Here is a 26,188-nt window from a genome sequence, read left to right as displayed (position 1 = left end):
AGCGTGCGCCTAACGGCCACCGATGGGACGCGACGTCGCATTCTCGGGGCTCCCCTGGTCCCACGTCACGTGCCGCTGGAGCGTGCCGTAGTTGGTGTACTGGTGCCCCAGGCCCGTCTGCTCCAGCCGGCCGTTGGCCGCGTCCGGCGTGCCGGTGTTGATGTCCTGCTGGCCCGGGTTGAAGTTGTAGCGGTCCTCCGCGTGGAGCGTCATGTCCATCTCGAAGCGGGGCTTCCCGCCCGGCGTCTCCGGCGGGTAGACCGTCACGGTGGCGCTGTTCCAGACGTTGTGGCCGCCAATCGCCTTCTGCCAGTTCTCCGTCTCCGGGTAGGGGAACTGCTCGCTGGAGCCCACGCCAATCTGCGAGCCGGTAATCTGGAACGTCACCGGCTTGCCCGCGAGCGACGGGTCCTGGGCGATCATCTGGTTGTAGGTCGCCTCCGCCGCCTGCTGCGTGTCGCGCGTGGAGTTGGTGAGCACCGCCTGGCCGGCGGGATCCGTCCGGACGAAGCGCTCGTAGTCGAAGTGCCGGTCCGCCCCGTTGCCGTGCAGGAAGTGGTCGTACGTGTCCAGGCCGTCCGGGATGTCGTTGTGCGGCACGCCCGGGACGCCCTGGAGGGCTTGCGCGCCACGGAGCTTGACCTCCCACTCGGCCCGCGCCGCGTAGTCACTCAGCCCCGGGCTCTCCGTGGGGATGGGGTTCGGGTCGTTGGGGTCGTTGGGGTTCTGCAGGAAGCCGTTGTCGTGGTGGATGTCCGGACGCCGGGGAGGACCCACCTGGTAGTCCGCCACCGTGCTCCCGTTCGTCTGCACCGCCGTGCCGGACGTCCCCACCTGGGTGGGCGTGGCCGTGGGCGTGGGAGCTCCCAGCGCGGGGCCTCCCCGACGGGTGGCGGGAGCGGACTCGAAGGTGTCGGAGGGACGCGACGCGACCGGAGCGGCCGGAGGCGGCGGGGTGGGGCGGACCTGCGGGGTCAGCGCCTGCTGCACTCGCGCCGCGATGGCGCCGCCAATCGATTCACCGATTCTGGACATGTCGGGTCTCCCCCTCGAACCACCGAGACGGTGGACGTTGATGGATTATCGACCCTTGCCGCCCGCAGTTGCGGCCTTTCCCTGCCTACATCAGCCCCTGACGAGGGCCTTCAGTGCCGGGTCCGGTAGCGGTCCACGGCGGCCAGGAGCACCTCCGTGCGCACCGGCTTGCCCAAGAGGCCCACCGTCCCGGACGGGGCCGCCTGGAGGTCCGGATCCGCGGTGAGCGCCAGCACCGGCAGCCGCGACGTCAGGTCCAGGTTCCGCAGCCGGACGAGGAAGCGCTGGTCCTCCGGGTTGCGCAGCATCAGGCTGAGGAGCACCAGCGAGGGCATGTCCGGGTGCTGGGACAGCACCTCAAACGCCTGCGTGGCCGTGGCCACGGACAGCACCGTGTAGCCCTCCAACACGAGGAGGGCCACCAGGGCCTCGCGCAGGTCGTCGTAGCTTTCGACCACCAGCACGGTCGAGGATTTGTCCAGGGCAACCACCATCAGATCATATACCGCCGGGCCCGGGGCGTGTGCACCCCGGGCTTGGACCTGGGGACAAGGGACCCCTAAGCGCGAGCCTTGGGGCCCAGCTGGGGCTTGAGGATGACCTTGGTGTAGCCGTCCTTGCGTGCGTCGAACTTCTTGTACGCGTCCGGGGCGTCCTGGAGCGGCAGGCGGTGGCTGACGATCATGCTCGGCCTGGCGCGGCCCGCGATGATGAGGTCGCGCAGGAAGTAGTTGTAGCGCTTCACCGGCGTCTGGCCGGTGCCCACGGTGATGCCCTTGTCGAACACCTTGGCCCAGGGCAGCGGGTAGATGCCCTGCTTCGCGTTCTCGTCCGACGCGCCGGGGTCCGGGGCGATGTAGACGCCCACGACGCCAATGGAGCCCGTGGGGTTCACCAGCTCCACCAACTGCTCCAGCACCTGGGTGGGCTTCTCCCGGCCGCCGTGCGCGTCCGCGCCCTTGATGTCTCGCGACTGGTAGCCCACGGCGTCGATGCCGCACATCACGCCCATGGCCTTCTCCTCACCGGCGCGCAGCGCGCCCATGATGAGCGGGTTGCCGCGGCGCAGGTCCATGATCTGCTTCACCGGGTCCCCCTTGGTGAAGTCGATGGGGATGGCGCCCATCTCCTTCACCTTGGCCAGGCGCTCCGGGACGCTGTCCACCACGTAGACCTCCGAGGCACCGCGCAGGAGCGCGCAGTAGCCGGCGAGCAGGCCCACAGGCCCTGCGCCGAAGACGGCCACGGTGGCGCCCGGCCGCACGTTCGCCAGCTCGGTGCCGTGGTACGCGGTCGGGAACACGTCCGACAGCAGCAGGAAGTCGTCCTCCAGGTCATCGCCCGGCTTCCCCGGGATCTTCAGACAGTTGTAGTCGGCCCAGGGCACCCGGAGCAGCTCCGCCTGTCCACCGCGGTACGGACCCATGCCCGCGTAGCCGTAGCCCGCGTGCGGCGCTTCCGGATTGGCGACGAGGCACGCCTCGGTGCGGCCGCGCACGCAGTCGAAGCAGGTGCCGCAGGCGATGTTGAAGGGCAGCACCACGCGGTCGCCCTTCTTGATGCTCGTCACGCCAGGGCCCACCTGCTCCACGACGCCCATGTTCTCGTGGCCGAACACCTGTCCTGCCTTGGACGCGGTGCGGCCCTCGTACATGTGCAGATCGCTTCCGCAGATGCCGGCGGAGGTGACGCGGATGATGCAGTCGGTGGGGGACTCCATCTTCGGATCCTCCACCTCCTCCACCTTCACCTGGCTGTTGGCCTTGTAGACGACTGCGAGCATGGGCTTCTCCTGGGTGGGTCCGTAACGCGGCCCACCAATAGTGGGATGCGCCGCGTCCAGGGGAAGGGGCCGGGGAATGAGCACGCCCGGCCGCCCCGTACAGGCGTGCAGGGCGGGCGCGCGTCCGAGCCCTCGCGTCGTTTCAGTGCGCCATCACCACCGGCGCCTCCGCCGGGGACACCAGCGACTGGCGCTCCCACGCGCGGCTTCGCCAGCGCAGCCACATGGCCAGGCCGCGCGTCCACTCGTCCGCGGCCACCGCCAGCCACACGCCCGCGAGTCCCAGTTGCAGGTGGAACACCAGGAAGTAGCCCAGGGGCAGGCTCATACAGACCATGGAGATCATCGCCATGATGACCGGGAAGGTGGCGTCGCCCGCGGCGCGCAGCGCGTTCACCAGCACCAGGTTGAACGAGCGGCCCGTCTCCAACAGCAGGCTCAGGACGAGCACCTGTGACGTGAGCCGCAGGATGTCGCCGTCGTGCGTGAAGAGGCGGATGAGCGGCTCGCGGAAGAGGATGGCCGTCACGTCCACCGCCACCGTGATGCCGATGCTCCACTTGAGGCTCTTGAGTACGCGCGCGTACGCGTCCTGCGAGCGCTTCGCGCCCACCAGCCGGCCCACGATGATGGACGTGCCCATGCCGATGGCCAGGCTGCACAGGAACACGTACTGGGACATGGCGTTGGCGTACTGCCGCGACGCCAGCGCCACCGGGCCCAGGTACGTCACGTAGTACAGGAACACCGTCTGGCACGCGTGGTACGTCATCTGCTCCACCGCGGACGGCACGCCCACGCGGAGAATCTTCCGCACGTACTCACGCGTCAGCGCCACGAAGTTCGTGGGCTGCATCTTCACGTCCATCACCCGCCAGAGCATCCACGCGAAGACGCCCACCGCCATCGCGCGGCTGAAGACGGTGGACATGGCCGCGCCCGCCACGCCGTGCGCTGGCATGCCGAAGTGCCCGAAGATGAGCACCCAGTTGCCCACCACGTGCACCACGTTCATGCCCATGGCCACGTACATGGACTGCCGCGTGAAGCCGTACGTGCGGATGAGGCTGGAGAAGACGTTGATGAGCGCCTGCAGGAACAGGAAGCCACCCGCGATGTGCCAGTAGGTGCTCGCGTACGCCTGCGTCTGGGGCTCCAGGTTCATCCGCCCCAGGATGGCGTCCGCGGACAACAACAGCCCGCCGCTCACCGCCAGGCCCAACAGGAAGTTCATCGTGATGGCCTGCGCCGCGATGCGCGCCGCCTCCACGTTTCGCTTCGCACCGAGATATTGCGACACGACGATGGACGCGCCGTGGCTCACCACCTCCATCACCAGGATGCAGATGAAGACGTACTGATTGACGACGCCCACCGCGGACACGGCGGCGTCCGACACACCGCTGAGCATCAGCGTGTCCGCCGTGCCCATCAGCATGAAGAGGAAGATTTCGAAGAAGATGGGCCAGGTGAGGCGGAACAGGCCCGGCTCTCGGGAGGGTGTCGGCTCGACTTCAGTGGGCATGGATGCGTCGCGTCAGGTGGACTCACTGTGCGCGCGCGATTTTTCGATTTCAACCGGAAGCACCCGCGACGGCTGCCTGCCCGCCGCGGGTGCTTTGAGCTGAAATCGTGAGAGCGACACCTACGACGACGTCAGCCGCTCCACGGTGTCCACCAGGTCTCGCAGGGAGAACGGCTTCTTGAGGAAGCCGGCCCACTGTTGTTCCTCCATCTTGGCCTTGGGCGGCTGGATGGCGCTCATGACGAGGATGGGGAAGTGGTGGGTGCCGTCCTTGCGGATGGCGTCGATGGTCTCGTAGCCGTTCATCACCGGCATCATCACGTCGATGATGGCCAGGTCGGGCTTCTCCTCCTTGAGTTTGGCCAGCGCCTCGCGGCCGTTGCCGCAGACGACGACGCGCAGCTCTTCCTCTTCCAGGATGGCCTGGATGGCTTCGGCGATGTCCTGTTCGTCGTCCACGACGAGCACGGTCTTCATGAACGCCTCCGTCGGGACGTGCCCGCCGGAGCCTTCTTCGAGCCCGGCTTCTTCTTCGCTGGCGCCTTGCGGCCCTGCTTCTTCTTCGCGCCCAGGGGGGCCTTCACGCGGTCGGAGCGGGAGCTCTCGCCGCCAGTCAGGCGAGCGTGGCCGGTGAGGATGCTCTCCGCGCTCTCGAAGGTGCCCGCGACCTCGATGCCCTGTTCGCTGATGGAGAACTCGCGGATGCCGCTGTCGTAGGCGCTCTCCCGCATCTTCATGATGGAGAGCAGCCGGTAGAGCTGCGAGCGCAGCTCCACGTAGCGCACCAGGATGACGTTCTCCACGGTGGACGCGGCCTCCGGCTGGGGCATGTCCACGCCGGGGCTGAACAGGGGCGTCTCATCCGAGTACAGCGTGGTGACGTCCATCATCCGCAGCTGGTGCGTGAGCGCGGAGAAGAAGCGCCCCAGGCGATCCGGGTACACCGCCGCGGAGCGGAAGCCTGCCACGCCGTCGATGAAGAGGCGCAGGCGGTCCACCTTGCGCTCCTCGATGCGCTCCAGGAGCCGCTCCGCCAGCGAGTCCATGTTGTGCTCCAGCGGCGGCTGCCACTGGATTTCAATGAGGCCCTCGTCCACGTACTTCTTGAGGTCCCCCATGCCGGTGCCCTCGGCCTTCTCGATGAGGCGGGGCGGCGTCTCGAAGAAGCCGAAGTAGACGCCCGGCTGGCCCGCGCGCGCGCCCTCGAGGAGGAAGTGCAGCCCCAGGAGCGTCTTGCCCGTGCCGGGCGCGCCCAACAGCAGCGTGGTGGAGCCGGACAGCACGCCGCCCCGGAGCGCTTCGTCCAGGCGGGGGATGCCGAAGGGCATGCGGATGCGGTCCTCGCGCCCCGCCGCGGCGGGGTGCGCGAACTGCACCTCCGTGCGCGGGTGGATGAGGATGCCCTGGTTGCTGATCTCCACCTCGTGGCGGCCCAGCAGGGATGGCCCGCCGCGGAACTTGATGGCGATGAGCTCACGCACCGCGCGCGGCCCGTGCAGCCACAGCGACAGTTCGAAGATGCCGTCCACCGCGGTGTTCTCCGGGTGGATCTCCCCTTCATGGTGCGGGGCGAGCATCAGCGTGGTGCAGCCCAGGATGCTGCAGAAGGTCTGCAGGTCCTGGAGGAAGCGCTTGAAGCTCTGGTCCGAGGGGGCGAACTCCTTCGCCGCGTCCATGCCGTCGATGATGAGCAGCGTGGTGCCGTGCGCCTGGGCGTTCTTGCGCAAGAGCTCCAGCAGGCCCTTGAGCCCGTCGCGCTCCAGGTCGCGGTAGCCGCTGAGGTACTGGAGCCGGTCCGGGATGACGTCGGGGTCGAAGAACGTCATCTGCGACAGGTTCTCCAGCAAGCGCCCATGCGACTCCGACAGCAGCGTCACGTAGAGCGCCTTGCCGCCGTTCTTCACGTGCTGGAACGCAATCTGGTTGGCCAGCACCGTCTTGCCAGAGCCCGGTGGACCGATGATGGCGTAGGACGAGCCCTGGATGAGGCCGCCCTTGGTGATGAAGTCCAGCCGGGGCACATTGGTGACGAGGCGCTTCGTCGGGCTCTTGCCTTCGCTGGACGGGGCGCTGCCGTCAGCGTCTTCGGTGTTCGACACGAATCGTTCTCCCTTTGGATGCGTCAGTACCGCTGGGTGCGGTGCAGGGGCAGCCTCAGCTCAAAACACGCGCCCTGGCCCGGGGCGCTCTTCACGGTCAGCGTGCCGTCGTGCGCGGCGGCGATCTCCTGGGCCAGGTAGAGCCCCAGGCCCAGGCCCTCGAAGCGGCCCGGGGCGGGCACGCGCTCGAAGCGGCGGAAGATGCGCGCCTGGTCCTCCGTCGCGATGCCCACGCCCTGGTCCTCCACGGCGAGCACCGCGTGGCCCTCGTTCGTGGACAGGTGTGCCTTCGCGGGCCGGTCCTCGCCGTACTTGACGGCGTTGGACAAGAGGTGGCCCACGGCCTGCTCCAGCATGCGCGGATCGCCGAAGAGGAGGACGGGCGCGTCCGGCAGCTCCGCGGTCAGGGCCACGTTCGCGCTGCGGGCCGGAGCCTGGAAGCGCTCCACCTGCTCTCGCACCAGTTGGGAGAAGTCCACCGTGTCCACCTGCAGCGCCATGCCCTGCGTGGACAGGCGGGACACGTCCAGCAGGTTGTCCACCAGGTTCTGCAACCGCGTGAGGTGACGCACCGCGGGCGTGAGGCGCTTGCCCATGGCGCCGCCCGCGTCCGCGTCGTTGACCACCATCTCCACGGCGCGCTCCAGGTTGAGGCGCAGCACGGTGAGGGGCGTCTTCAGCTCATGCGCGGCGATGCTGAGGAATCGGTCGCGCGCGCGCACGGCGTCCCGGGCGCGGGTCTGCAGGCGCAAGAGCGCCTCGATGTTCGCGTGCAGCTCGTCTTCCTCCAGCGGCCGCGTCCAGTACGCGTCCGCGCCCTGGGCCAGGCCCCGCACGCGGTCCTCGCGCTTGACGGACACGGACGACAGGTGGGCGATGAGCAGGTCGTGCGTGGCCTCGTCCGCGCGCAGGCGGCGGCACACCTCGTAGCCGTCGATGTCCGGCATGTGCACGTCCAGCAGCACCAGGTCGGGCCGCCCCTGGGCGAGCCGGAGCGCCTCGCGCCCTCCCGTGGCCTCGAGCACCTGGTAGCCGCCCTGCTTCAGCGTGAGGCTCAGCAGGTACAGCGTCGCCGGGTCGTCATTGACATTGAGGACCGTGACGGCGGTGCGGCCAGCCTGGGCGTTCTTGGCGTCGGAGGAATTCACGGGCGGTGCCGCGGGAACAGTGGGGGCGCGAGCGGCGAATGGAACCACCGGCGGCGAAAAAGATTGGGGGGAGCGCGAGTGCGTTTCGTCGGGTGTTGTCCGCCGGACGGATCCGGCGCTGGAGCCGTCAGCCTCTTCCCAAGCGGGCCGCCGGGCGCAGGATGCCGGACGCGACGCGGGGCCGGATTTCCGGCCCGGAATCGAGCTGTACCGGGGCACGCTGCTGGAGTCGGCCACACCCCAGGTGCGCGAGCAGGTGAACACCCTGCTCGATGGCTTCCTGGCGACGGTGCCCTGATCAGGGCATGGCTTCCAGGCGGAACTGCTGGCAGTCGTTGTTGGACCAGACCCACTGCTGGACGGTGGCCCCGTCGCCGCTGCTCCAGCAGTTGCTCACGTCCAGCACCTTGCCGCTGTGGCGGGCCTCGAAGCGGGAGTAGCCGCCGGTGGTGGCCACTGGCTTGAACTGCTGGTTGGCGCCGCCCGCCCAGGCCCACTGCTGCACGCGCGCGCCGTCCGCCACGCTCACGTCCGCCACGTCCACCGCCTTGCCGCTGTAGCGCGACACCAGCCGCGAATAGCCGCTGTCCGTCGCCACCAGGGACCACTGCTGGCTTGCACCCGTGTGGCACGTCCACTGGTGCAGCCCGGTGCCGTCCGCCGCGGACGGGCCCACGATGTCCACGCACTTGCCCGTGGCCTTGTTGACCAGCCGGTACCACGGCCCCTGCGGACCGGACGTCCCGCCCCACTGGAAGGACGCCACCGAGCGCGGCGGCAGGGTGTACTCGAAGGACTGTCCGTTCCAGCGGACCTTGAAGGACAGCGTGGCGCCGTCATTCGAGTTCAGCGCGATGAGCGCGCGCGAGCCGTCCGGGTTGCGGAAGGCGAGCGTCTCGATGTTGTTGTTGCCCAGCGACGTGGCGCCCACGCGCACCGCGCCCGGCCGCACCACCTTCGCCAGGTGCGCCCACGCGTAGTACTCCTCGTTGCGCGTGTACGTGCCCGCGGCGTTGTCCACGGTGAACATGCCCCGGCAGTCCGCGCAGCCGCCCACGCGCGGCCCGTGGTTCGGATCCAACGCCAGGTTCCAGTAAAAGGACGTGCGCGACCAGTGGCGCAGCGGCCCGAAGAGGTTGTTCTGCAGCGCCCACTCCAGGTTCGCCGCCGCGTTGGTGGCCCAGAAGCCGCCGGTGCACTCGGTGAAGTGAACCTCCTTGGCGGGGTAGGCGTCGTGGAATGCTGACTGGACGCTGTAGCTGCCCTCGGGGCTCTCGTAGCAGTGGTACGCCACGCCCGCGACGGCGCTCTGCGCTTGACCGCCGTTGTAGGCCATCACCTCATGCGGGTAGCCCGCGGGACCCGCGCCGTCGTGCCAGTTGTGGTCCCACGCCAGCACCTTCACGCCGTTGAAGCCCGCGGCGTTGAGCGCGGGGCGCAGGTGCTGCGCGGCGAAGATGGACTGGTCGTTGGACTCCATCTGCATGGTCGCGTAGCCGCCGTTGGCGTTGTGCGGCTCGTTCTGGAGGCTCAGCGCGTGGATGGGCACGCCGTTCGTCTGGTAGGCCTGCACGAAGCGCACGAAGTAGTTCGCGTAGGTGCCGTACAAATCGTTGCGCAGGTAGCCGCCGCCGGTGAGCGAGTTGTTGAACTTCATCCACGCGGGCGCGCTCCACGGCAGCGCGAAGATCTTCACCTCCGGGTTGATGGCGCGCGCCTGCTTCAAGAGCGGCAGGATGTACGCCGTGTCGTGGCCCACGGAGAAGTCGTTCAGGTCGCAGCAGGTGTCATCGTAGGTGTAGTTGTTTCGCGCGAAGTCGGACGCGCCCATGGGCAGGCGGATGGCGCTCTGGCCCGCGCCCGCGGTCACGCTGAACAGGTCGTTCATGATGGCCGTGCGCTGGGGCGAGTTGAAGATGAGCCACGCGGACGAGTCCGTCAGCGCGCCGCCGAACCCATCGAGCGTCTGGTACGTCACGCCTTCGTTCACGTCGATGGCCGTCGCGCTGCCCGTCTCCGGACCGAACGCCTTGTTCGCCTCGGCGTTGAGCTTCTTCGACAGCGTGCTGCCGGACGTCGTCGTCAGCCACACCCGCACGGTCTCGTTCGCCGCGCTCGCCGCGAGCGGCAGGAGGGTGGAGGCGGCCAGCAGCAGGCCCTGCAGGGGGACACGGGACAACCAGGGGGACATGGGGACTCCAGACACCAATGGGGAGTCCCGCAGTCTATTCAGACTGTTCGGCTAAGGCTTGTTAATCGTGGATGGCTGAGGGAGGGCCTCCAGACGGCGGACGGCGGCGGTGTGGAGCACCGTGAGCTGGCGCGCCAGTCGCTCCAACTGGGACTGGAGCAGGGGGGCCTCGGCGCTCATCGCGGCGCCGGGGGCGTCCGGGGTGGGGACGTTCCAGCCGATGAGCGCGTCGAAGGCGGGCAGGGGCTTGGGACGGCGGCCATGGTGCACCGAGTCCGCCAGGTCCTCCATGCTCGCGTCCATGGCGCGCGCGAAGCGCGACAGGGCCTCCTGCACCGCCGGGGTGGAGGGCACGGAGCGCCGCGACGCGAGCAGGGTGCAGACAGCCGCGAACCGGCGGGTGAAGGCGAGCAGCGTCATCAGCGGCTCCACCGCCTCCGTGCGCCAGCGCGGTTCAGTGAGCAGGCGCTGGAAGGATGTCTCCGCGTTGATGGTGGCCAGCCCCAGCTTGCGACGCGCCTCCGCCAGCGCCGCTGCTTCCGGTGGCCCGTTCCGCTGCCACGCGCGAGCCAGCACGTTGAAGAACTCGCGGTCCGCGCGCAGCGCGTCCGCCATCTGCGCGGGAAAGCGCTGGTTCTCCGAGCGCTGCCACAGGAAGAAGGTGCCCGCGAGCGCCAGCGCGCCGCCGATGAGCGTGTTGACGATGCGCACCGGCGCCAGCGTCCGGTCCCCGCTGCCCAGCTCCGCCAGCAGCACGAAGGTGAGCGTGGCGAAGATGGTGTACAGCCCGTAGTTGAGCGGGATGAGGCTCACGCACAGGGCGGCCGTGCAGAACAACAGGCCCATCATCGCGTGCGGATTCTGCAGCCAGGACGACACGGCGATGGCCAGCAGGCCTCCCACCACCGTCCCCAGCACACGTTGGAGCGCCTTGAGGTAGGTGGGGCCGGTGTACGGCTGCATGATGGTGAGGACGGTGATGGTCACCCAGTAGCCGTGGTTCGGCCGGAACACGCTGGCCACGTACACCGCCGCCGTGGTGGTCAGCCCCGCACGCAGCGCGTGCCGAAGCACCTCTGAATCCAGCGTGAGGTGCGCGCGCACCGGATCCAGCAGGGACGCGTGCGACTCCTCGGCCAGCGCTCGCGCGGGAGGTGGGCTTTCGGCGAGCGGGCCAGCCAGCCGGCACGCGGTGTCCAGCGCCACGTCCGCGCGCTCGCGCATCTCCGTGAGCAGCCGCGCGATGTCCGACAGCCGCGCCCGCTCCAATCGCGTGACGAGTCCGCGCGCGTCCAGGTCTCCGAGCACGTCGCGCAGCGCACGCCCGCCCCACTCCGGTTGGGGCCTGCGGCTGCGGCCCTCCTGCTCCACCAGCCGCACCAGGTCCCTGGCCGTGTTCGCGCAGTCCAGCAGCGCCACGGCCACCGCCGCGCGCGGGTCTCCCACGGGGCCACTCACCGGCGGGCCCAGGCTCTCCAACTGCTCGCCCAGGGCGATGAGCCCCATGAACATCGCGTCCACGGACTCCAGCAGCACCAGCAGCCGCTCACCCCGGCCGCGCTCGACCCGGCCCTGACGCGTGGCCGCGAGCGTGGTGCGCGCCAGCTCCAGCAGCTCGCGGATGCGCCCGTGCTGCTCCTGGATGAGCGCCTGCCATGCGTCCTCGCGCGCGCCCTGCACCGTGCGCGACAGTCCTTCCGCGTAGTCCGCCACCGCGTCGAAGCACGCCGCCACCGCCTTGCGCGCGGGCCGGTAGGGGCGGATGGGCCAGAGCACCAGCGACAGCACCATGGCCCACGCGGAGCCACCCAGCACAGCCAGACCGGACTCCAGCGCGTGCACGACGCTGTCCGCGGGCAGCCCCAACGCGATGACGAAGGTGGTGGCGGCGATGTTGCCGGTGATGTTCGACGCCGCGCCGTACACGCCCGCGAAGCTGCACGCCGTCACCCAGAGCAGGGTGGAGGGAATGGCCAGGGCCGGGTGCATTCCCGCGAGGCCGCCCAGCACCGCGGACACCGCCGCCGCCAGCGCCGTGCCGCCCATGGCGCGGAAGCGGGCGTGGTAGGAGCCGCCCTTGTCCACGAAGGACGTGTTGAAGCCGCCGATGGCGAGCCACAGGGTGGCGGGCAGATGCAGCGCGGTGCCCAAGACGGTGGGGACGAAGAACGCGAGCGCGGCCCGGAGGCCCGCCTTCACCGCGGGCCGCACGGGCGCGAAGCGGGCCACGGCCTTCGCATGGTCCAGGAACTGACGGTGGAGCACCCGTCCCCCATAGAGCAACGCCCCCGGCCGGGCCACCGGAATCCGGGCCCGATGCCGTGGGGTCGTCACTCGCGCCGGACGCGGGAGCGCGCTCAGTGCGGGGCGGGGGCTGGTTCCCGAGAGGGCGCACCCGCCGTGGCCTTGGACCCCACGCCCAGGCCGTGGCGCCGGGCCGCGGTGTCCACGATGCGCTGCACGAGCGCCTCGTAGCCCAGGCCGCGCTCCTTCGCCCCCATGGCCACCTCGCACTGGGTCTCCAGGTAGGGGTTGGGGTTCACCTCCAGGAGGTAGGGTTCGTTGGTGCGGCTGGACACGCGGAAGTCGATGCGCGCGTAGTCGCGCAGCTTGAGCGCGCGGAACGCCGTGACGGCCGCGCGCTCCATGCGGCCCTTCAATTCATCCGACAAGTCCTTGGGCATCACCAGGCGCGGACTGCCCGGCGTCTCCGGGCCGAACTTCACCTCGCGGTTGGCGATCTTCATCCGCTTGCGGTTCCACCGGGAGCCGAAGTCCAGCTCCACCACCGGCAGCACCTCCGGCTTCGCCGCGTCCCCCACCACGCCCACGTACAGCTCGCGGCCTTCGATGTACTCCTCCGCCAGCGCCTCGTCGTCGTACTCCTGACGGATCTTCTTCACCCGTCTGGCCAGCCCCTCCATGTCCTTCTCGACGCCCAGGCCCAGGGAGGCATCCGAGCGCGCGGGCTTCACCACCAGTGGGAAGGACAAGTCGCCGCTCGTCTGGAACGACGTGCCGTCGAAGGTGGCGAAGCGGGGCGTGAGCACGCCGTGGAACTGGAGCAGTTGCTTGGTGAGCACCTTGTCCTGCGCGAGCAGCAGGCCCGCGGTGCCGGCACCCGTGAAGGGCATGCGCGCCAGCTCCAGCACCGCCGCGACGTTGACCTCCAGCCGGTAGTCCTCCGCGAACGTCTCGCAGAGATTGAACACCAGGTCCGCGTGGGTGTGCGTGAGCTTCTGCACCAGGTCGGAGACGCTCTCGTCCACGCGCACCTCCAGGGTGTCGTGGCCGGCCGCGCGCAGCGCCGCGCCCACCTGCTTCACCACGGGATCTGTCGGGTCGTCCTTGGACTGGTAGTGGAGGATTGCGATGCGCAGGGACTTCACGGGCATGTCTCAGTCCTCGAAGAAGCGATCGGTGTGCAGGTAGTTCATCGCCAGCACGGTGACGAGCGACGCCAGCTGCATCGCCGCCTCACGGCTGTCGTCCGGGTGCAGGGTGAGGTTCAGCGCGGCGGTGCGCTCCGCCAGGTGGTCCACGAGCGCGCGCACCACGCCCCGGCTCACCCCCGCGTAGTGGCCCACGGTGGACAGGAGGCGCTGGCGCTCCGCCTGCACCAGCGTCGCCGCGCTCACCGGCGCTTCACCCGGCCCCCAGAAGATGTCCTCCAGCGCGTGGTCGAAGGCGTTGCGCAGCTCCACGTCCACCTTCTCGTCCAGCTCCCGCTGGCGGTAGTGGTCCTGGACGGTGCCCTCCATCTCCTCGGTGGTGAAGTCGGGCTCGGCCAGCTGCACGGGTGGTGTCGTGCGGCCCATGCGCTTCGCGATGTCCTCCACGTAGTGGAGTTTCTTGAGCGCGCCCCAGCCCTGGTAGCGCTTCGCCCAGTCGCTGCCCGGCGTGAGCCACACCGCGAAGGTCTCCGCGAAGTCCTCGTCCGGGTGCTTCTGCGCGTACCAGCCGGAGATGTGGAAGACGTACCGGCGCGAGAAGGGCCGGGGCTTGTAGTCGTCCTGGTAGGGCCGCCCGTAGTCGCCGAAGACGCGGCGCCATTCGTCCGTGTCGTAGAGGCGGTACGCGTAGTTGAACGCGTGGCCTGCCTCGTGGCGCAGGTACATCAGGATTTCGGCTTCCGTCTCCGCGCTGCCGCCCAGCTCCGCTTCAATGGACAGCAGGTCCGGATCCGCCAGGTAGAAGGGCAGGCCGATGACGGGCACCCCTGACGGACAGCCCCACTCGTCGGACAGGTAGCACTGGGGCTTGAAGGAGAGTCCCTTCGCCTCCAGCTCGGCATGGAGCTGCGCGATGTAGCGCTCCAGCGGCGTGCCTCCCAGCCGCAGGGACAGATCCTTGATGCGCGCCTGGAGCAGCGCCTCGCGCCGGGGCGACAGCCGGCCTCGCTCCGCGCCCTCGGTGGGGTGTTTCTCGCGCAGGACGCGGGACTCGGACTGGGGGGATGGCATCATCCCCTCCAAGGTGGGACCGGTGCCTGGCGGAGGACAGCCCGCCCGCTGTTCCGCGGCAGGCGGCCAGCCGGGCGCCCGGGAGGTGCTCCACTCCGAACGGATGGGCACATTTCCAGTGGGAAGCCCCCAGGAGCCGACTTAGGGACATGGCTCGCTGATGTGAGGAGCAGCGCCCGCGATGAGTCAGGATGTTCCGAAGCAGACGCCGGAGACCCTCTTCACCGGCGGCAGTCAGATGCACGCGCTGGTGCGCACGCACGACTGGGCCGCGTCACCGGTGGGGCCCGTGGCCTCCTGGCCCACGAGCCTCAAGATGCTCGTGAAGACGCTGCTCGGGTCGCGCTACCCCATGATCCTCACCTGGGGTCCGCACCTCACCCAGTTCTACAACGACGCCTATTCGCTGGTGATTGGCGACAAGCACCCGGCCGCGCTGGGCACGGACATCCGGGGCACGCTCGCGGAGGCGTGGGACTCGCTGGAGCCACTGGTGCGCGAGGCGATGACGACGGGCGTCGCCAGCTGGGTGCCCGCGCTCCAACTGCTCCTCAACCGCAGCGGCTACCGCGAGGAGTCCTACTTCGACGTGAGCCACGCGCCCGCCTACGACGACACGGGTGCCATTGGCGGCATGCTCGCGGTGTGCGCGGAGGTGACGCCCCGGGTGCTGAGCGAGCGGCGCACGCGGCTGTTGCGCGACCTGTCCGCCCAGGCAGCGGACACGCGCAGCGTGGTGAAGACGTGCGGCGACCTGCTGACCGCCCTGGCGGACCACCCCCTGGATGTGCCGTGCGCGCTCCTCTATCTGCGCGAGGAGGACGGCAGGTCGCTGACGCTGTGCGGGACCGTGGGCATCGAACGCGGCGGCCCCCTGAGCCCGGAGACCGTGCAGTTGGACGCCAGCTCCCGGATGGCGGCGCCGTTCCTGCGCGCGCTCGGAGGGGAGCGGGTGCGGCGCGACGGACTGGAGGCGCTCCTGTCCATGCAGGGCGGGCCGTTTGGTGACGCAGTGGGCACGTTCCTCTTCCAGCCGCTCGCGGGCTCCGGCACGGCCACGCCGCTGGGAGTGCTCGTCACGGCGCTGTCCCCCAACCGCGCCTTCGATGAAGGCCACGCCTCCTTCAGCGAGCTGTTGAGCGCGCAGGTGGCGGCGTCGCTGCGCAACGCGCGGGCCCACGAGGAGGAGCGCCGCCGGGCGGAGGCGCTGGCGGAGCTGGACAGGGCGAAGACGGCCTTCTTCCACAACATCTCCCACGAGTTCCGCACGCCGCTCACGCTGATGCTGGGGCCGCTGGAGGACGTGCTCGCGCAGGTGCCGGTGACGGAGAGCGCGCGCAAGGACCTGGAGCTCGTCCACCGCAACGCGGGCCGCCTGCTGCGGCTGGTGAACACGCTGCTGGACTTCAGCCGGCTGGAGGCGGGCCGCATCGACTCCAGCTTCGAGCCCACCGACCTGGCCGTTTTCACCAAGGACCTCACGGGCCACTTCCGCTCCGCCATCGAGCGCACCGGCCTGTCCTTCAGCGTGGATTGCGCCGCGCTTCCGGAGCCCGTCTGGGTGGACCGGCAGATGTGGGAGAAGGTTGTCTTCAACCTGCTCTCCAACGCCCTCAAGTTCACCTTCGAGGGCGGCATCATCGTGCGGCAGGAGGCCCGGGGCGCCTCCATCCTCCTGTGCGTCACCGACACGGGCACGGGCATCCCCGCGGAGGAGCTGCCCCATCTCTTCGAGCGCTTCCACCGCGTGCGCAACGCGCGAAGCCGCACGCACGAAGGCACCGGCATCGGGCTGGCGCTCGTGCACGAACTGGTGGAGCTGCACGGCGGCGACGTGACCGTGGAGAGCGAGGAGGGGAGGGGTACCACTTTCACCGTGCGCATCCCCCGGGGCCACGCGCACCTGCCCGTGGACCGCATCCAGGCCGCGCGTCAGCAGGAGTCCACCGCCCTGGGAGCGCGCCCCTATCTCCAGGAGGCCGAGCGCTGGTCGGACGCGGAGCCCGTGCTCCGGGCGCTGAAGCCGGTGCGGGCGCTGACGGACGAGGAGTCCCCGGAAGAGGAGGCTCCCCGGGCGAAGGTGCTGGTGGTGGACGACAACGCGGACATGCGCGAGTACGTGGAGCGCGTGCTGTCGCCGTCGTTCGACGTGACGCTGGCGACGGACGGACACGCAGCGCTGGCCGCCGCGCGAGCGAGTCCGCCAGACCTGGTGCTGACGGACGTGATGATGCCCCGGCTGGGCGGCTTCGGGCTGTTGCGCGGCCTGCGCGAGCGGCCATCCACACGCGCCGTCCCCGTGGTGATGCTCTCTGCCCGCGCTGGCGAGGAGGCCGCGGTGGAGGGGCTGGAGGCGGGCGCGGACGACTACCTGGTGAAGCCCTTCAGCGCCCGGGAGCTGGTGGCGCGCGTGCGCTCCATGCTGGAGCTGTCGCGCAGCCGCCGCGAAGCCCTGCGCCAGGAGATGCTCTCCCAGTCGCTGCGCGAAAGCGTGCAGGCCCGGGACGACTTCCTCGCGGTGGCGAGCCACGAGCTGAAGACACCGCTGGCCGCCTTCCGCCTGCACCTGGAGCGGTTGGAGCGAAGCCTGGGGGACGACGCGCTGGGCCGCGCGAGGAGCCCGCTGGAGTCCGCCGGCCGGCAGGTGCAGCGGCTGCACGCGCTGATGGAGACGCTGCTGGACGTGTCGCAGCTCACCACCGGCCGGCTCGCGTTGGACCTGAACGACGTGGACCTCACCTCCGTGGTGGGCAACGCGGTGGCCCGGCTGCGGGAGGAGGTGGCGCGGATGGGCGTGACGGTGACGCTGGACGCGGACATGCCGCTGGTGGGCCGGTATGACCGGCTGCGCATCGACCAGGTGGTGACGCACCTGCTGACGAACGCGGCGAAGTACGGCCAGGGCCGCCCCATCGCGGTGCGCGTGGCGGCCGAGGACGGCACCGCGCGCCTCACCGTGCGCGACGAGGGCATTGGCATCAGCGAGGCGGACCGCGCGCGCATCTTCGAGCGCTTCGAGCGTGCGGTGCCCGGACGCAACTACGGAGGCCTGGGCCTGGGGCTCTGGATTGCCCGGCAGGTGGTGGAGGCGCACGGCGGCCGCATCACCGTGGACAGCGCGCCGGGCCTGGGCTCCACGTTCGTGGTGGAGCTGCCGCTCGAAGGGCTCAAGGCGGCCTGAAACACGAAGGGGACCCGGGGCAAGCACCCCGGATCCCCTCCCGTGTCACTTCAGGTCAGCTGCCGCCTACTGGACGGTGAACATCAGGTCGTCGCGGTCGTTGTACTCGCCGGAGATGCACGCGCTGGTCGGCGTGCTGGTGCCGTAGCGCATCTGCGCGCGCACGGCCTGGTTGGCGCCGGACGGCAGCGTGTACGTGGCCGAGACGGTCTGCTGGCCCGGGCCCGGCGGCGTGACGGAGGTGATCAGCGTCCAGACGGGCGTCGTCGCGGTGGAGTTGGCCGTGTAGTACAGGTCCAGCCGGTCCGACGAGGGGGTGGCGTAGGCCCAGACAGTGGCCTCCACCTTCACCTGCTTGCCCGCGGCGAAATTGGAGCCGTCCACGGTGGACACCTTGAGGGCCTCCATGGACTCGTCGCTCTTGTAGGAGCCGCTGCTGGCGTCCTTGCACGTGCCGCGCAGCGTGTTGGGCGTGTTCAGCTCCGGGCCCAGGGAGCCGCGGCCGTTGAAGAGCGTGCCGCTGTCGCAGGTGACCGCCGCCGCGCTGCAACGCAGCGTCTTGTACGTGCTGTCGTAGGTGCCGGTCGTGGACACGTTGGCCACCGTCACCGTGCGCGCCGTCGTGGTGGCGGTGTTGCCCGAACCGTCATGTGCCTTCGCCGCCACCGTGTGGCTGCCGTTGGCCACCGTGCGGCTGTCCCACGCGTAGCTGTACGGAGAAGAGACGATGGTGCCCTTCACCACGCCGTCCACCAGGAACTCCACCTTGCTGACGCCCACGTTGTCGCTGGCCGTCGCGGTGATGTTGGTGGTGCCGTTCACCGTCGCGCCGCTGGCCGGCGCGGTGAGCGACACGGTGGGGGGCGTGGTGTCCGTGGGCAGGCCCGGGATGGTGCCCTTGCCCAGCTCCGCCAGGTATGCGGCGCCAATGCGCGCGAACTTCAGCGCGTTGTTGGCGTTGCCGTCCGTGCTGTTGGCCAGGGTGTCGTTGGCCGTGTGGATGTTGGGGTTGTCGTTGTTCATCTGCGCTTCGAACGGGAGGGACGCCGGGTAGCCCTGCGCGGTCCACGACGCGTGGTCCGAGCACCCGTAGCCGCACGTGATGTTGGTGCGCGTGTAGCCCGTGTACGTGTCGATGAGGTTGCCCAGGAACGCGTTCTGCGCCGCGTTGGTGTTGTCCGTGACGAGCGTCAGGTCCCACGAGGAGCCGCGGTAGTTGGTCATGTCCAGCTGGAGCACGCCCACCACGTTGGCGCCCGCGGACTTGTGCGCCTGCGCGATGGCCTGCGAGCCGTACAGGCCCACTTCCTCCGCTGCGTACGCCATGAACTTCACCGTGCGCGCCGGCTTGTAGCCCTTGGCCATCGCCACGCGGAAGACCTCCGACAGCGTGGCGACACCGGAGGCGTCGTCATCCGCGCCCGGCGCCGTCGCCGTGGGGCGGCTGGAGGAGCTCACGTTGATGTTGATGGAGTCCAGGTGGCCGCCAATCACCACCACCTCATCCGGGTAGACGGTGCCGGTGACGGTGGCGATGACGGACGGCTGCGTCCAGCCGGAGTGCGTGTACAGCTGCACGTTCACGTCGTCGCGTCCGGTGGCGTAGGACGTCCAGGTGTCGCGCAGCCAGCTGGCCGACTGCGTGCCGCCGGTGGAGTTGTTGTAGTAGCGGTTCGTGTAGCTGGCCAGCTGGATGATGGTGCTGCGCAGGCTGGCCTCCTGCAGGCCGGAGAACAGCGAGTTGACCACCGGCGCGTTGTCCAGCGTGTAGCTCACCAGCGACTGCACGGGCTGCGCGGGGCCGAGCGCCGCGAGTGCCGCCTCCTGCGTGTCGTGCGCCATGAAGCCCGCGCAGCGGTGATACTTGTCGTGCATGATGGCGGACACGTCGCCCAGCTGCGACTCGGTGAGCTTGAGCACGCTCACCCCGTTCGCCTCGCGCACCAGGGTGGGCGCGTTCCCGCCGCGGAACGACGAGCGCACCGTGCCCACCGTCTCCGAACCGATGCTGATGTAGACCTCCTTGTCACGCGGCTCTTCGGCGGAAGCGGTGGCGCAACACAGCGACACGACCACGGGGACCACTCTCTTCAAACGCATGTTCCGCTCCGATTCCAGGCGAGGGGCGCACTGACGGGAGGCACGACAAGGACCGCCCACGTTCAAGTCCGGGCCGTCTGGCCAGACCTCGGGGGTTGGGGGCGCATCCTGTGGAATTCAAGACACCGCCGTCAAGGCTGACAGCATCGTGAAACACGATGAGACAGCTTTCGCGGCCAACGGTAACGCACCCCGGCCACGCCGCGGACGCGCCGCGGAAGGGCTCACGCAGGCGTCACGGAAAAATGATTGGAAAATGGGAAACGCGCGGGGGAAGCCGCGGAGGACGGGCGGCTCTCAGGTCTGCAGGTTCATGCTCAGCGAGCGGCCGGCCGCGAAGCGGGGCTCTGCCTGGAGCTTCTCCAGGACGCGGTCCGAGGCGACGAGCGTCACCTGGGGCAGCAGGCCCGGCTCGCTCATCCACTTCACCGCGCCCAGGAGGTGCTGGGCCTTGATGAACTCCAGGACGGCGCCGTGGAAGGCCTTGCCCTCTTCACGCCACACCTGGGCCAGCTCCGCGCGGCCACGCTTCTCCAGCGGCTGGGGAGCCTTGGAGGCCTTTGCCGCGCGCCGGTTCGGGGACTGCTCTTCACGGGGCAGGACGATGATTTCGATGAACATCGCGGCACCCTCCTGAAGGCAAGAACTGCGAAGTGGCGCGGACTATCGCACGAAGCTGCGTCGTCCCGCCGCCGCGCGCCCGCGCTTTTGTGGAAGTCGCTGCCGCTTTCACGACTTCCCGGGCGGAGGCGCCTTGACATGCGTGAATTGCAGCTCTGATGGTCGCGCGAGCGCGCGGTGTTGAACGACACCCGACGCGCAAATCACGGGAGGCAGACCATGGAACTGCACCACGGCCGCATGTTCGACCACGTCCACCTTCAGGTCAGGGACCTGGAGGCGAGCAAGCGCTTCTACCGCGCGGTGCTGGAGGTGATGGGCATCCCGGTCTTCAACGAGAGCGAGCGGCACATCGCAGCGGACGAGCTCTTCATCAGCAACGACCGCGAGCCCACCGCGCGCGTGCACCTGGCCTTCCAGGCGAAGGACCGGGAGATGGTCCACCGCTTCCACCAGGCGGCGCTGGCCGCGGGCGGCCGTGACAACGGGGCTCCCGGGGAGCGCTCCTACCATCCGGGTTACTACGCGGCCTTCGTGTTGGATCCGGACGGCAACAACATCGAGATGGTCCACCACGGGCCCGCGAAGCGGTCCGCGCCGTCCGTCGTCTACACCTGGTAGGGCGTGAAAAGGCACGGGGGCCCCCGGTGTGGACCGGGAGCCCCCATGTCACTGAAGGACGGCTTCGCGCGTCTTGACTATCGCGCCGTCACGGCCCGGCCGCGCACCTGCTTCGCGGACGGGGCGGTGGGGTTGGCGGCCACCGCGGACGCGACGTTGAACACCAGGTCGTCGTGGTCGTTGTAGCTGCCCGTGACGCACGCGCTGGAGGCGGTGCCGCCGAAGCGGAACTGCGCGCGCACGGCGTGGTTGCCGGTGGTGCTGCCCACGGTGACGGGGATGGAGAACGTCCTCAGCCCCACCGCGGTGCAGGCCTGGGCGGTGGTGACGGCCGTCCACGCGGGCGTGGTGGTGTTCGTCGTGTAGTACAGGTCCAGCTGGTCCGTGGTGCCGTAGCACCACACCGTCACGTCCACGGTGAGCTGCTTGCCCGGGGTGATGGTGCCCTGGTCCACCGTCTTGAGCACGATGCGGTCGATGCTCTCATCCGAGTGGTAGACGCCGGAGGCTCCGTCCGTGCAGGTGGCGCCCAGGGTGTTGGGCTGATTGGGCTCGATGCCACCGGACATCGTTCCGCGCCCGTTGACGAGCGTGGTGCCGGTGTCGCAACCGCACACGGAGCCGCAGGCCGGGGTGCGCAGGGTGGAGTTGTACGTGGCCACGGTGGGCGTGCACACGTTGGTGGTGGTGAAGCTGAAGGCGGTGCTGTACGGGCTCGCGCCGCAGCTGTCGGAGGCCCGCGCGCGCCAGTAGTACGCCGTGAGGTTGGACAGGCCCGGCGTCACGTTCCACGCGCTGGTGGACAGTCCGGTAGCGCTGCGCACCACGTTGGTGAACGCGCTGTCGGTGGCCACCTGCACGTCATACGCGGACGCGTTCGTCACGTCGGACCAGTCCAGCGCCGGCGCCAGGGCGACGCCCGTGGCCGCGTTGGCGGGGGCCGTCAGGGTGGGGGCCGCCAGGGTGACGCAGCCGCGCGTGGTGAAGCTTTGCGCCGCGCTCCAGGAGCTGGTGCCACCGCACGAGTTGAGCGCCCGCACGCGCCAGTAGTAGGCGGTGGTCGCCGACAGGCCCGGGGACACCGTCCAGGTGCTGGCCACCAGCGAGTTGGCGCTGCGCACCACGTTGGTGAACGCGCTGTCGGTGGCCACCTGGACCTCGTAGCCGGACACGCCCGTCACGTCCGCCCAGTCCAGCACCGCGAGCAGCTCGACACCGGTGGCGCCGGAGGAGGGGGTGGACAGCGTGGGCGCGCCGGGCGCCGCGCAGGTGGGCGTGGTGCAGGTGCAGGCGGACGCCTGGCCGAAGCACGCGTTGCTGCTCGCGGGCACGACGGAGTAGCAGTACTGGCGGCCGTTGGCGACCTCCGGGTCCGTGTAGCTGGTGCCGGTGACGGTGGCCACGCGCGCCTTGCCGAAGTCACAGCCCGCGAAGCCCTCCGTCTTCATCACCCAGTACTGGCTGGCGCCCGCGGAAGCGGTCCACGACAGGCTCACCTGGCTGTCGCCCGGGGTGGCCGTGGTGGTGGGGGCCGCCGTGGGGCCCGCCGCGCAGCCGCCGTTGGTGGGCGCGGGCGTGGAGCAGGCGATGTTGTGGCGGTTGTACGCGGCGTAGATGGCCGTCATGTGCGGCGTGCCGTCCGCCAGGTTGCCGTTGTCGTCGTCCGCGGCCAGCCACTGCATGTAGCCGTTCGTCGCGCCGCAGCCGTCGGACGTGCCCGCGGTGCAGTTGCAGGCGTGCCACGTGCCGATGTTGCCGGAGCCCTGGTAGAAGAGCTTGTTGCCCAGGAGGAACGCGTCGTTGGAGTTGTAGTTGAAGGGCGCGGCCGTGAGGTCGCGCGTCACCAGATCCCACGCCGCCTGACGCACGGGGGACGCGGCGCAGTGCACCTGCTTGCTGCACGGGCCGGAGCCGGACGAGCACATCTTGCAGGTGAAGTTCTGCGGGGTGGCCGGGATGTTCGGCGCGCTCGCCGCCCAGTCCGCGTCACGCACGCCCGAGCAGCGCAGGTTGCACCAGGACTGGCCCGTCACCTGCGACTCCTGCTGGTTGTAGCCCGTGCCGTCCGGCGTGAGGCCGCAGCCCGTGTTCGTCGTCTGGAAGAAGCCGTAGCCCACGCAGGACGTCTGCAGGCGCAGGATGCCCGCGATGTCCGCGTAGCCCTCGCTGGAGTTGGACAGCGAGCCGTTGGCATCGAAGTTGTCCATGCCGTGGCCCCACTCGTGGTCGAACACCGCGCCAATCTCGCCGGTGTTCCGGCAGCCGCCACCGGACTTGTAGAAGTTCACGGTGCTGCCGTTCCAGAACGCGTTGCACGTGCTGGACAGGTTCACGTTGGACGTCAGCTGGCCCTGCAGCCAGGTGTTGCTGGGCAGCCAGCCGCGGGCCACCTCCTTGATCTTGTTCAGCTCGTAGAAGCTGGAGCGCGCCGCCGGCGTGTTGCCCGCGGACGTGCCCGCGGGCACCGTGCAGTCGTGGTCGTTGTTCACGCCGCCCAGGTCCAGGCTGCCCGTGGCGGAGCTCACGTTGACGGCCCCGCAGCTGTCGGCGATCCGCACGTACTTGCCGGCGAGCGTCGTGTTGAGGGTGCCGGTGCTGTAGTTGTAGATGCCCGCGCCGTCCGTGAAGTTGTTGGGAGACGCGAAGCCCGTGTTCGCCCAGGGCATGGGCGTGTTGGGCTGCATGGTGCCGCACGTCTCCTTCGACGTGCAGGTGCCGATGTTGGTGGACGGGTACACGCCGCCCTTCACCTGCGCGTCGAAGTAGTGGTTGTCATCCTCCACGGCGAGCACCTCGCCGGAGTTGGCGTCCACCGTCACCTTCCAGCGCTCGTGCTCACCGGGGTTGGAGAAGCCGTAGCTCCACACCAGCGCGTGGCCGTAGCCCTGGCCAAATGCCGCGCCCGTGCGCGCGAACGGAGTCACCTCCAGCGTGGGCTGCTGCCACAGGCTGGTGGGCGACAGCGTCTGGCCCAGGAACGTACTGCCCGCGGCAATGGCCTGGTTCGCGGTGAAGCGGGGCTTCGTGTCGATGCCCACGTTGGCCCACGCCTCCGTGCCCAGGAGGACGAGGTTGCCGTGGCTGATGGTGGCCGCCAGCCGGCCGTGCCGCACCGTGATGCCGTTCACCACCTGCGGGATGTGCACCTGCCACAGCGTTTCCGTCACCTGAGTCACGCGCGGCGAGCCCAACTGCAGGAGGTCCACGCCAATCGCGTCCTGATGGTCCGCGACGAACTTGAAGACGAGCTCTCCCACCACGGACTCGTCCACGCTGCCCACCGAGCGGCCCAGACCCTGGCGCACGGACTCGAGCGAGACGTTGTTGCGGAAGCCGTCACCCGGGATGAGCGGGAAGCTGCCCTGGATGCCCGTGGGCATGCCGGACAGCGGATCCAGGTACACCTGCACGTTGCCGCCAAAGCGGGTGACGAACCCCGCCCATTTGTCCGCGCCCGCGCGCGGCATCAGCGACCGCGCCTTCTCCAGCGGCACGTTCTGGATGGGCAGGTACAGGTCTGGCTTGAAGAAGGCCTTCTTCGCCGCCGCGCTCTGCTGCTCGGGCTGGGAGGGTTGGAATGCGTACGTCGTGGATGACACCAGGAGGGCAAGACAACACAACGCTGACCGCAGGGGGCGCATGACGTCTCCTCGGGTGATGCCGCCGGACGGGACCGGCGGGCTCCGGGGCGGAGCGCCTCCTGCTTAGGTCATGTGCTTTTTAAAAGTGTATTGCGGCTATTCCTGAGTAAGTTCGTATTGCTGAAAGTGGAATGGATTCAAAGGCTTGAAGTGTTCACTCGCCATTCTTTGCCCGCGAAGCGTTTTGTCCTGCCCGCAGTATTCCAACCAGACGCCTGCTCAGGGTTGGGGCCACAGCCGGACGCGGTCGTCCTGGATGAGCTTGCCATTGACCGCGTCGGTGGTGCCGCTGGCCATGAAGCGGCGGGGCGGCGCTCGCGTGGCGACGAACGCGGCCTCCACCCACAGGAGCAACAGCAGCGCCCCGGCGAGCGCGGGCAGCCTCCGGGCCACGGTCGCGTGGCGCTCTCCCAGGACCTTCAGCGGCAGCACCAGGAGCGGCAGGAGCGCGGGGAAGACGACGAGCAGGCCGCGCGCATAGCCGAAGAAGGCGAGCGTGATGAGCACCCGGTGCAGCACCACCAGCGACAGCAGCCGGAAGGGCGCGTGCGCGGGCTTGAGCGACAGCAGCATTCCGGCGAGGAGCAGCGCCGCCAGCGGCCACTTGAGCCACGCGGAGTCGGGGACGAACACATCCACCGGGGCGCGCTCGCCGGTGAGGCCTCCGGGCACGTCCGACACGCCGACGCCCAGGCGCAGGCCGTCCAGCCACAGGTCCAGCTTCGTCCAGAGCAGCCCGGCCGCGTCGCCGGGCGAGGCCACCATCCAGCGCAGCCCTTCCGCGTAGCCGTGCAAGAGCAGGCGCCGGTGCTCCGGGCGGGCGGGGTCCAACTGTCCGTTGTTGCCGCCCTGATTGATGAGGGCCGGCGTGAAGCCCCCGGTGGCGCCCGCGTGGTTGGCCATGGCGAAGTTGAGCGGCCCATACACCGTGACGGGCACCCACTCCGGCAGTGGCTCCAGGTGCGGCGCCCGCGCGTTCAATTCGCGCATCGTGTCCACGTTGCGCAGCGCGGAGGGCACGAGCAGGAGCAGGGACACGCCCATCGCCGCGCCCCAGCGCAGGGCCCACGGCTTCCAGGGCCCCCGCTCGCGCGCCGTCCACGCATACATCAGGAGGAAGGGCCACAGCCCCAGGTGCTCCGCGCGGGTGAGGGTGCCCCAGCCCATCACCGCGCCCAATCCCAACACCGCGGGCCAGGACGGCACCGCGCCGCCCATGCGCAATGCAATCGCACAGGTGAAACACAGCCACAGCGCGGACAGCGTTTCATTGCTGTACGTGGTGGACAGCACCAGCCACCCGAAGCTCGTGGCGTACAGGCCCGCCGCCACCAGACTCCACGGCGTTCCCAACAGGCGCCGCCAGAAGCCCTGGCAGAAGGCCACCGTGGCCGCCCCCAGACAGGCGAGCGCCAGCTTGTACGGCAGCGCGCTGCCCGCGGGCTCGCCCAGCACCCGGTACAGCAGTCCCAACAGCGCGGGGAACAGGGGCGGGTGGTAGGGCAGGGCGACCGGGCCTTCGCGGCCCCGCGCCAGGTCCACCGCGGCGGTGTGGAAGAAGCGCGCGTCGCCCGCGAAGAAGACGGAGAAGGGCCAGTCCCGGTCCGGAGAACCCGCCAGGTACAGCCCTCTCAGAAGCAGGCTGGCGGCGAACGTGGCCGCCATGCCCCAGGCCGCCGGGTGCCGCCGGACGGCGTCTGGCAGGGAAAGCGAGGCCACGGGCTCCTCCGGGGCAGAAAGGCGCCGCACTCTACATTGGTCCGCGCGCACGGGCCCGGGG

18 protein-coding genes are annotated in these 26,188 nt (G+C 69.6%); 3 read left to right on the top strand and 15 right to left on the bottom strand.

What is annotated here, in order from left to right; translation table 11 throughout:
- Positions 1–9: 9 nt before the first annotated feature.
- From D7Y04_RS41575 to D7Y04_RS41545, 7 genes are all read right to left on the bottom strand, one after another.
- A complete protein-coding gene (locus D7Y04_RS41575) occupies positions 10–1,035 on the bottom strand; it encodes a hypothetical protein (RefSeq protein ID WP_121762941.1) in 1,026 nt (341 codons plus the stop codon).
- A gap of 110 nt (positions 1,036–1,145) precedes the next feature.
- Positions 1,146–1,499, bottom strand: a complete 354-nt coding sequence (locus D7Y04_RS41570) for a two-component system response regulator (protein WP_158620635.1) — start codon at positions 1,497–1,499, stop codon at positions 1,146–1,148.
- Positions 1,500–1,594: 95 nt separating this feature from the next.
- Entirely contained in the window at positions 1,595–2,818 is a 1,224-nt protein-coding gene (locus D7Y04_RS41565) for a glutathione-independent formaldehyde dehydrogenase (RefSeq protein ID WP_121762940.1), read from the bottom strand.
- Between the two features lie 142 nt (positions 2,819–2,960).
- Positions 2,961–4,343: an MATE family efflux transporter gene (locus D7Y04_RS41560; RefSeq protein WP_121762939.1), complete on the bottom strand. Its 1,383-nt coding sequence runs from the start codon at positions 4,341–4,343 to the stop codon at positions 2,961–2,963.
- 120 nt (positions 4,344–4,463) lie between these two features.
- Positions 4,464–4,820 carry a response regulator transcription factor gene (locus tag D7Y04_RS41555; RefSeq protein ID WP_120595499.1) on the bottom strand — a complete coding sequence of 119 codons (357 nt, stop codon included), beginning with the start codon at positions 4,818–4,820 and terminating at the stop codon, positions 4,464–4,466.
- Entirely contained in the window at positions 4,817–6,442 is a 1,626-nt protein-coding gene (locus D7Y04_RS41550; RefSeq protein ID WP_120595498.1) for an ATPase domain-containing protein, read from the bottom strand. Before D7Y04_RS41550 ends, D7Y04_RS41555 begins: the two co-directional genes overlap by 4 nt.
- A 23-nt stretch (positions 6,443–6,465) precedes the next feature.
- Positions 6,466–7,590: a hybrid sensor histidine kinase/response regulator gene (locus tag D7Y04_RS41545; RefSeq protein WP_121762938.1), complete on the bottom strand. Its 1,125-nt coding sequence runs from the start codon at positions 7,588–7,590 to the stop codon at positions 6,466–6,468.
- Between D7Y04_RS41545 and D7Y04_RS41540 the strand changes: the two genes are divergently transcribed.
- Complete coding sequence (locus D7Y04_RS41540; protein WP_147477312.1) at positions 7,571–7,888, top strand: hypothetical protein; 318 nt, start codon at positions 7,571–7,573, stop codon at positions 7,886–7,888. The genes D7Y04_RS41545 and D7Y04_RS41540 overlap by 20 nt on opposite strands.
- Here D7Y04_RS41540 and D7Y04_RS41535 read toward each other — a convergent pair whose 3' ends face one another.
- From D7Y04_RS41535 to D7Y04_RS41520, 4 genes are all read right to left on the bottom strand, one after another.
- On the bottom strand, positions 7,889–9,781 hold the full coding sequence (locus tag D7Y04_RS41535; protein WP_121762936.1) for an RICIN domain-containing protein: 1,893 nt from the start codon (positions 9,779–9,781) through the stop codon (positions 7,889–7,891). It lies immediately after the preceding gene.
- A 51-nt stretch (positions 9,782–9,832) separates the two neighbouring features.
- Positions 9,833–12,046: an FUSC family protein gene (locus tag D7Y04_RS41530; protein WP_121762935.1), complete on the bottom strand. Its 2,214-nt coding sequence runs from the start codon at positions 12,044–12,046 to the stop codon at positions 9,833–9,835.
- A gap of 92 nt (positions 12,047–12,138) precedes the next feature.
- Positions 12,139–13,176, bottom strand: coding sequence for an ATP-grasp domain-containing protein (locus D7Y04_RS41525; protein WP_121762934.1), 1,038 nt, complete (start codon positions 13,174–13,176; stop codon positions 12,139–12,141).
- Between the two features lie 3 nt (positions 13,177–13,179).
- Positions 13,180–14,247 carry a putative zinc-binding metallopeptidase gene (locus D7Y04_RS41520; RefSeq protein ID WP_233601825.1) on the bottom strand — a complete coding sequence of 356 codons (1,068 nt, stop codon included), beginning with the start codon at positions 14,245–14,247 and terminating at the stop codon, positions 13,180–13,182.
- Positions 14,248–14,425: 178 nt separating this feature from the next.
- Here D7Y04_RS41520 and D7Y04_RS46670 point away from each other — a divergent pair, with 178 nt between their 5' ends.
- Positions 14,426–17,425: an ATP-binding protein gene (locus D7Y04_RS46670; protein WP_121762933.1), complete on the top strand. Its 3,000-nt coding sequence runs from the start codon at positions 14,426–14,428 to the stop codon at positions 17,423–17,425.
- Positions 17,426–17,491: 66 nt separating this feature from the next.
- Here D7Y04_RS46670 and D7Y04_RS41510 read toward each other — a convergent pair whose 3' ends face one another.
- Both D7Y04_RS41510 and D7Y04_RS41505 read right to left on the bottom strand, forming a co-directional pair.
- A complete protein-coding gene (locus D7Y04_RS41510) occupies positions 17,492–19,525 on the bottom strand; it encodes a M20/M25/M40 family metallo-hydrolase (RefSeq protein ID WP_121762932.1) in 2,034 nt (677 codons plus the stop codon).
- Between the two features lie 297 nt (positions 19,526–19,822).
- Positions 19,823–20,146: a hypothetical protein gene (locus D7Y04_RS41505; RefSeq protein ID WP_120577969.1), complete on the bottom strand. Its 324-nt coding sequence runs from the start codon at positions 20,144–20,146 to the stop codon at positions 19,823–19,825.
- A 219-nt stretch (positions 20,147–20,365) separates the two neighbouring features.
- On the opposite strand from D7Y04_RS41505, the gene D7Y04_RS41500 reads away from it, so the two are divergent.
- Complete coding sequence (locus tag D7Y04_RS41500) at positions 20,366–20,767, top strand: VOC family protein (protein ID WP_120595490.1); 402 nt, start codon at positions 20,366–20,368, stop codon at positions 20,765–20,767.
- A gap of 77 nt (positions 20,768–20,844) precedes the next feature.
- Here the strand turns inward: D7Y04_RS41500 and D7Y04_RS41495 are convergent, their stop codons facing one another.
- Together D7Y04_RS41495 and D7Y04_RS41490 are read right to left on the bottom strand one after the other, a co-directional pair.
- On the bottom strand, positions 20,845–24,408 hold the full coding sequence (locus D7Y04_RS41495) for an endopeptidase (protein ID WP_121762931.1): 3,564 nt from the start codon (positions 24,406–24,408) through the stop codon (positions 20,845–20,847).
- A gap of 219 nt (positions 24,409–24,627) precedes the next feature.
- Entirely contained in the window at positions 24,628–26,073 is a 1,446-nt protein-coding gene (locus D7Y04_RS41490) for a glycosyltransferase family 39 protein (RefSeq protein WP_121762950.1), read from the bottom strand.
- Positions 26,074–26,188: the final 115 nt, after the last annotated feature.

This window comes from Corallococcus sp. AB038B (genome assembly GCF_003668955.1).
GTDB lineage: Bacteria > Myxococcota > Myxococcia > Myxococcales > Myxococcaceae > Corallococcus > Corallococcus exiguus.
The sequence above is the reverse complement of the archived record's forward strand: the minus strand, read 5'-3'. Positions and strand labels throughout refer to the sequence as shown.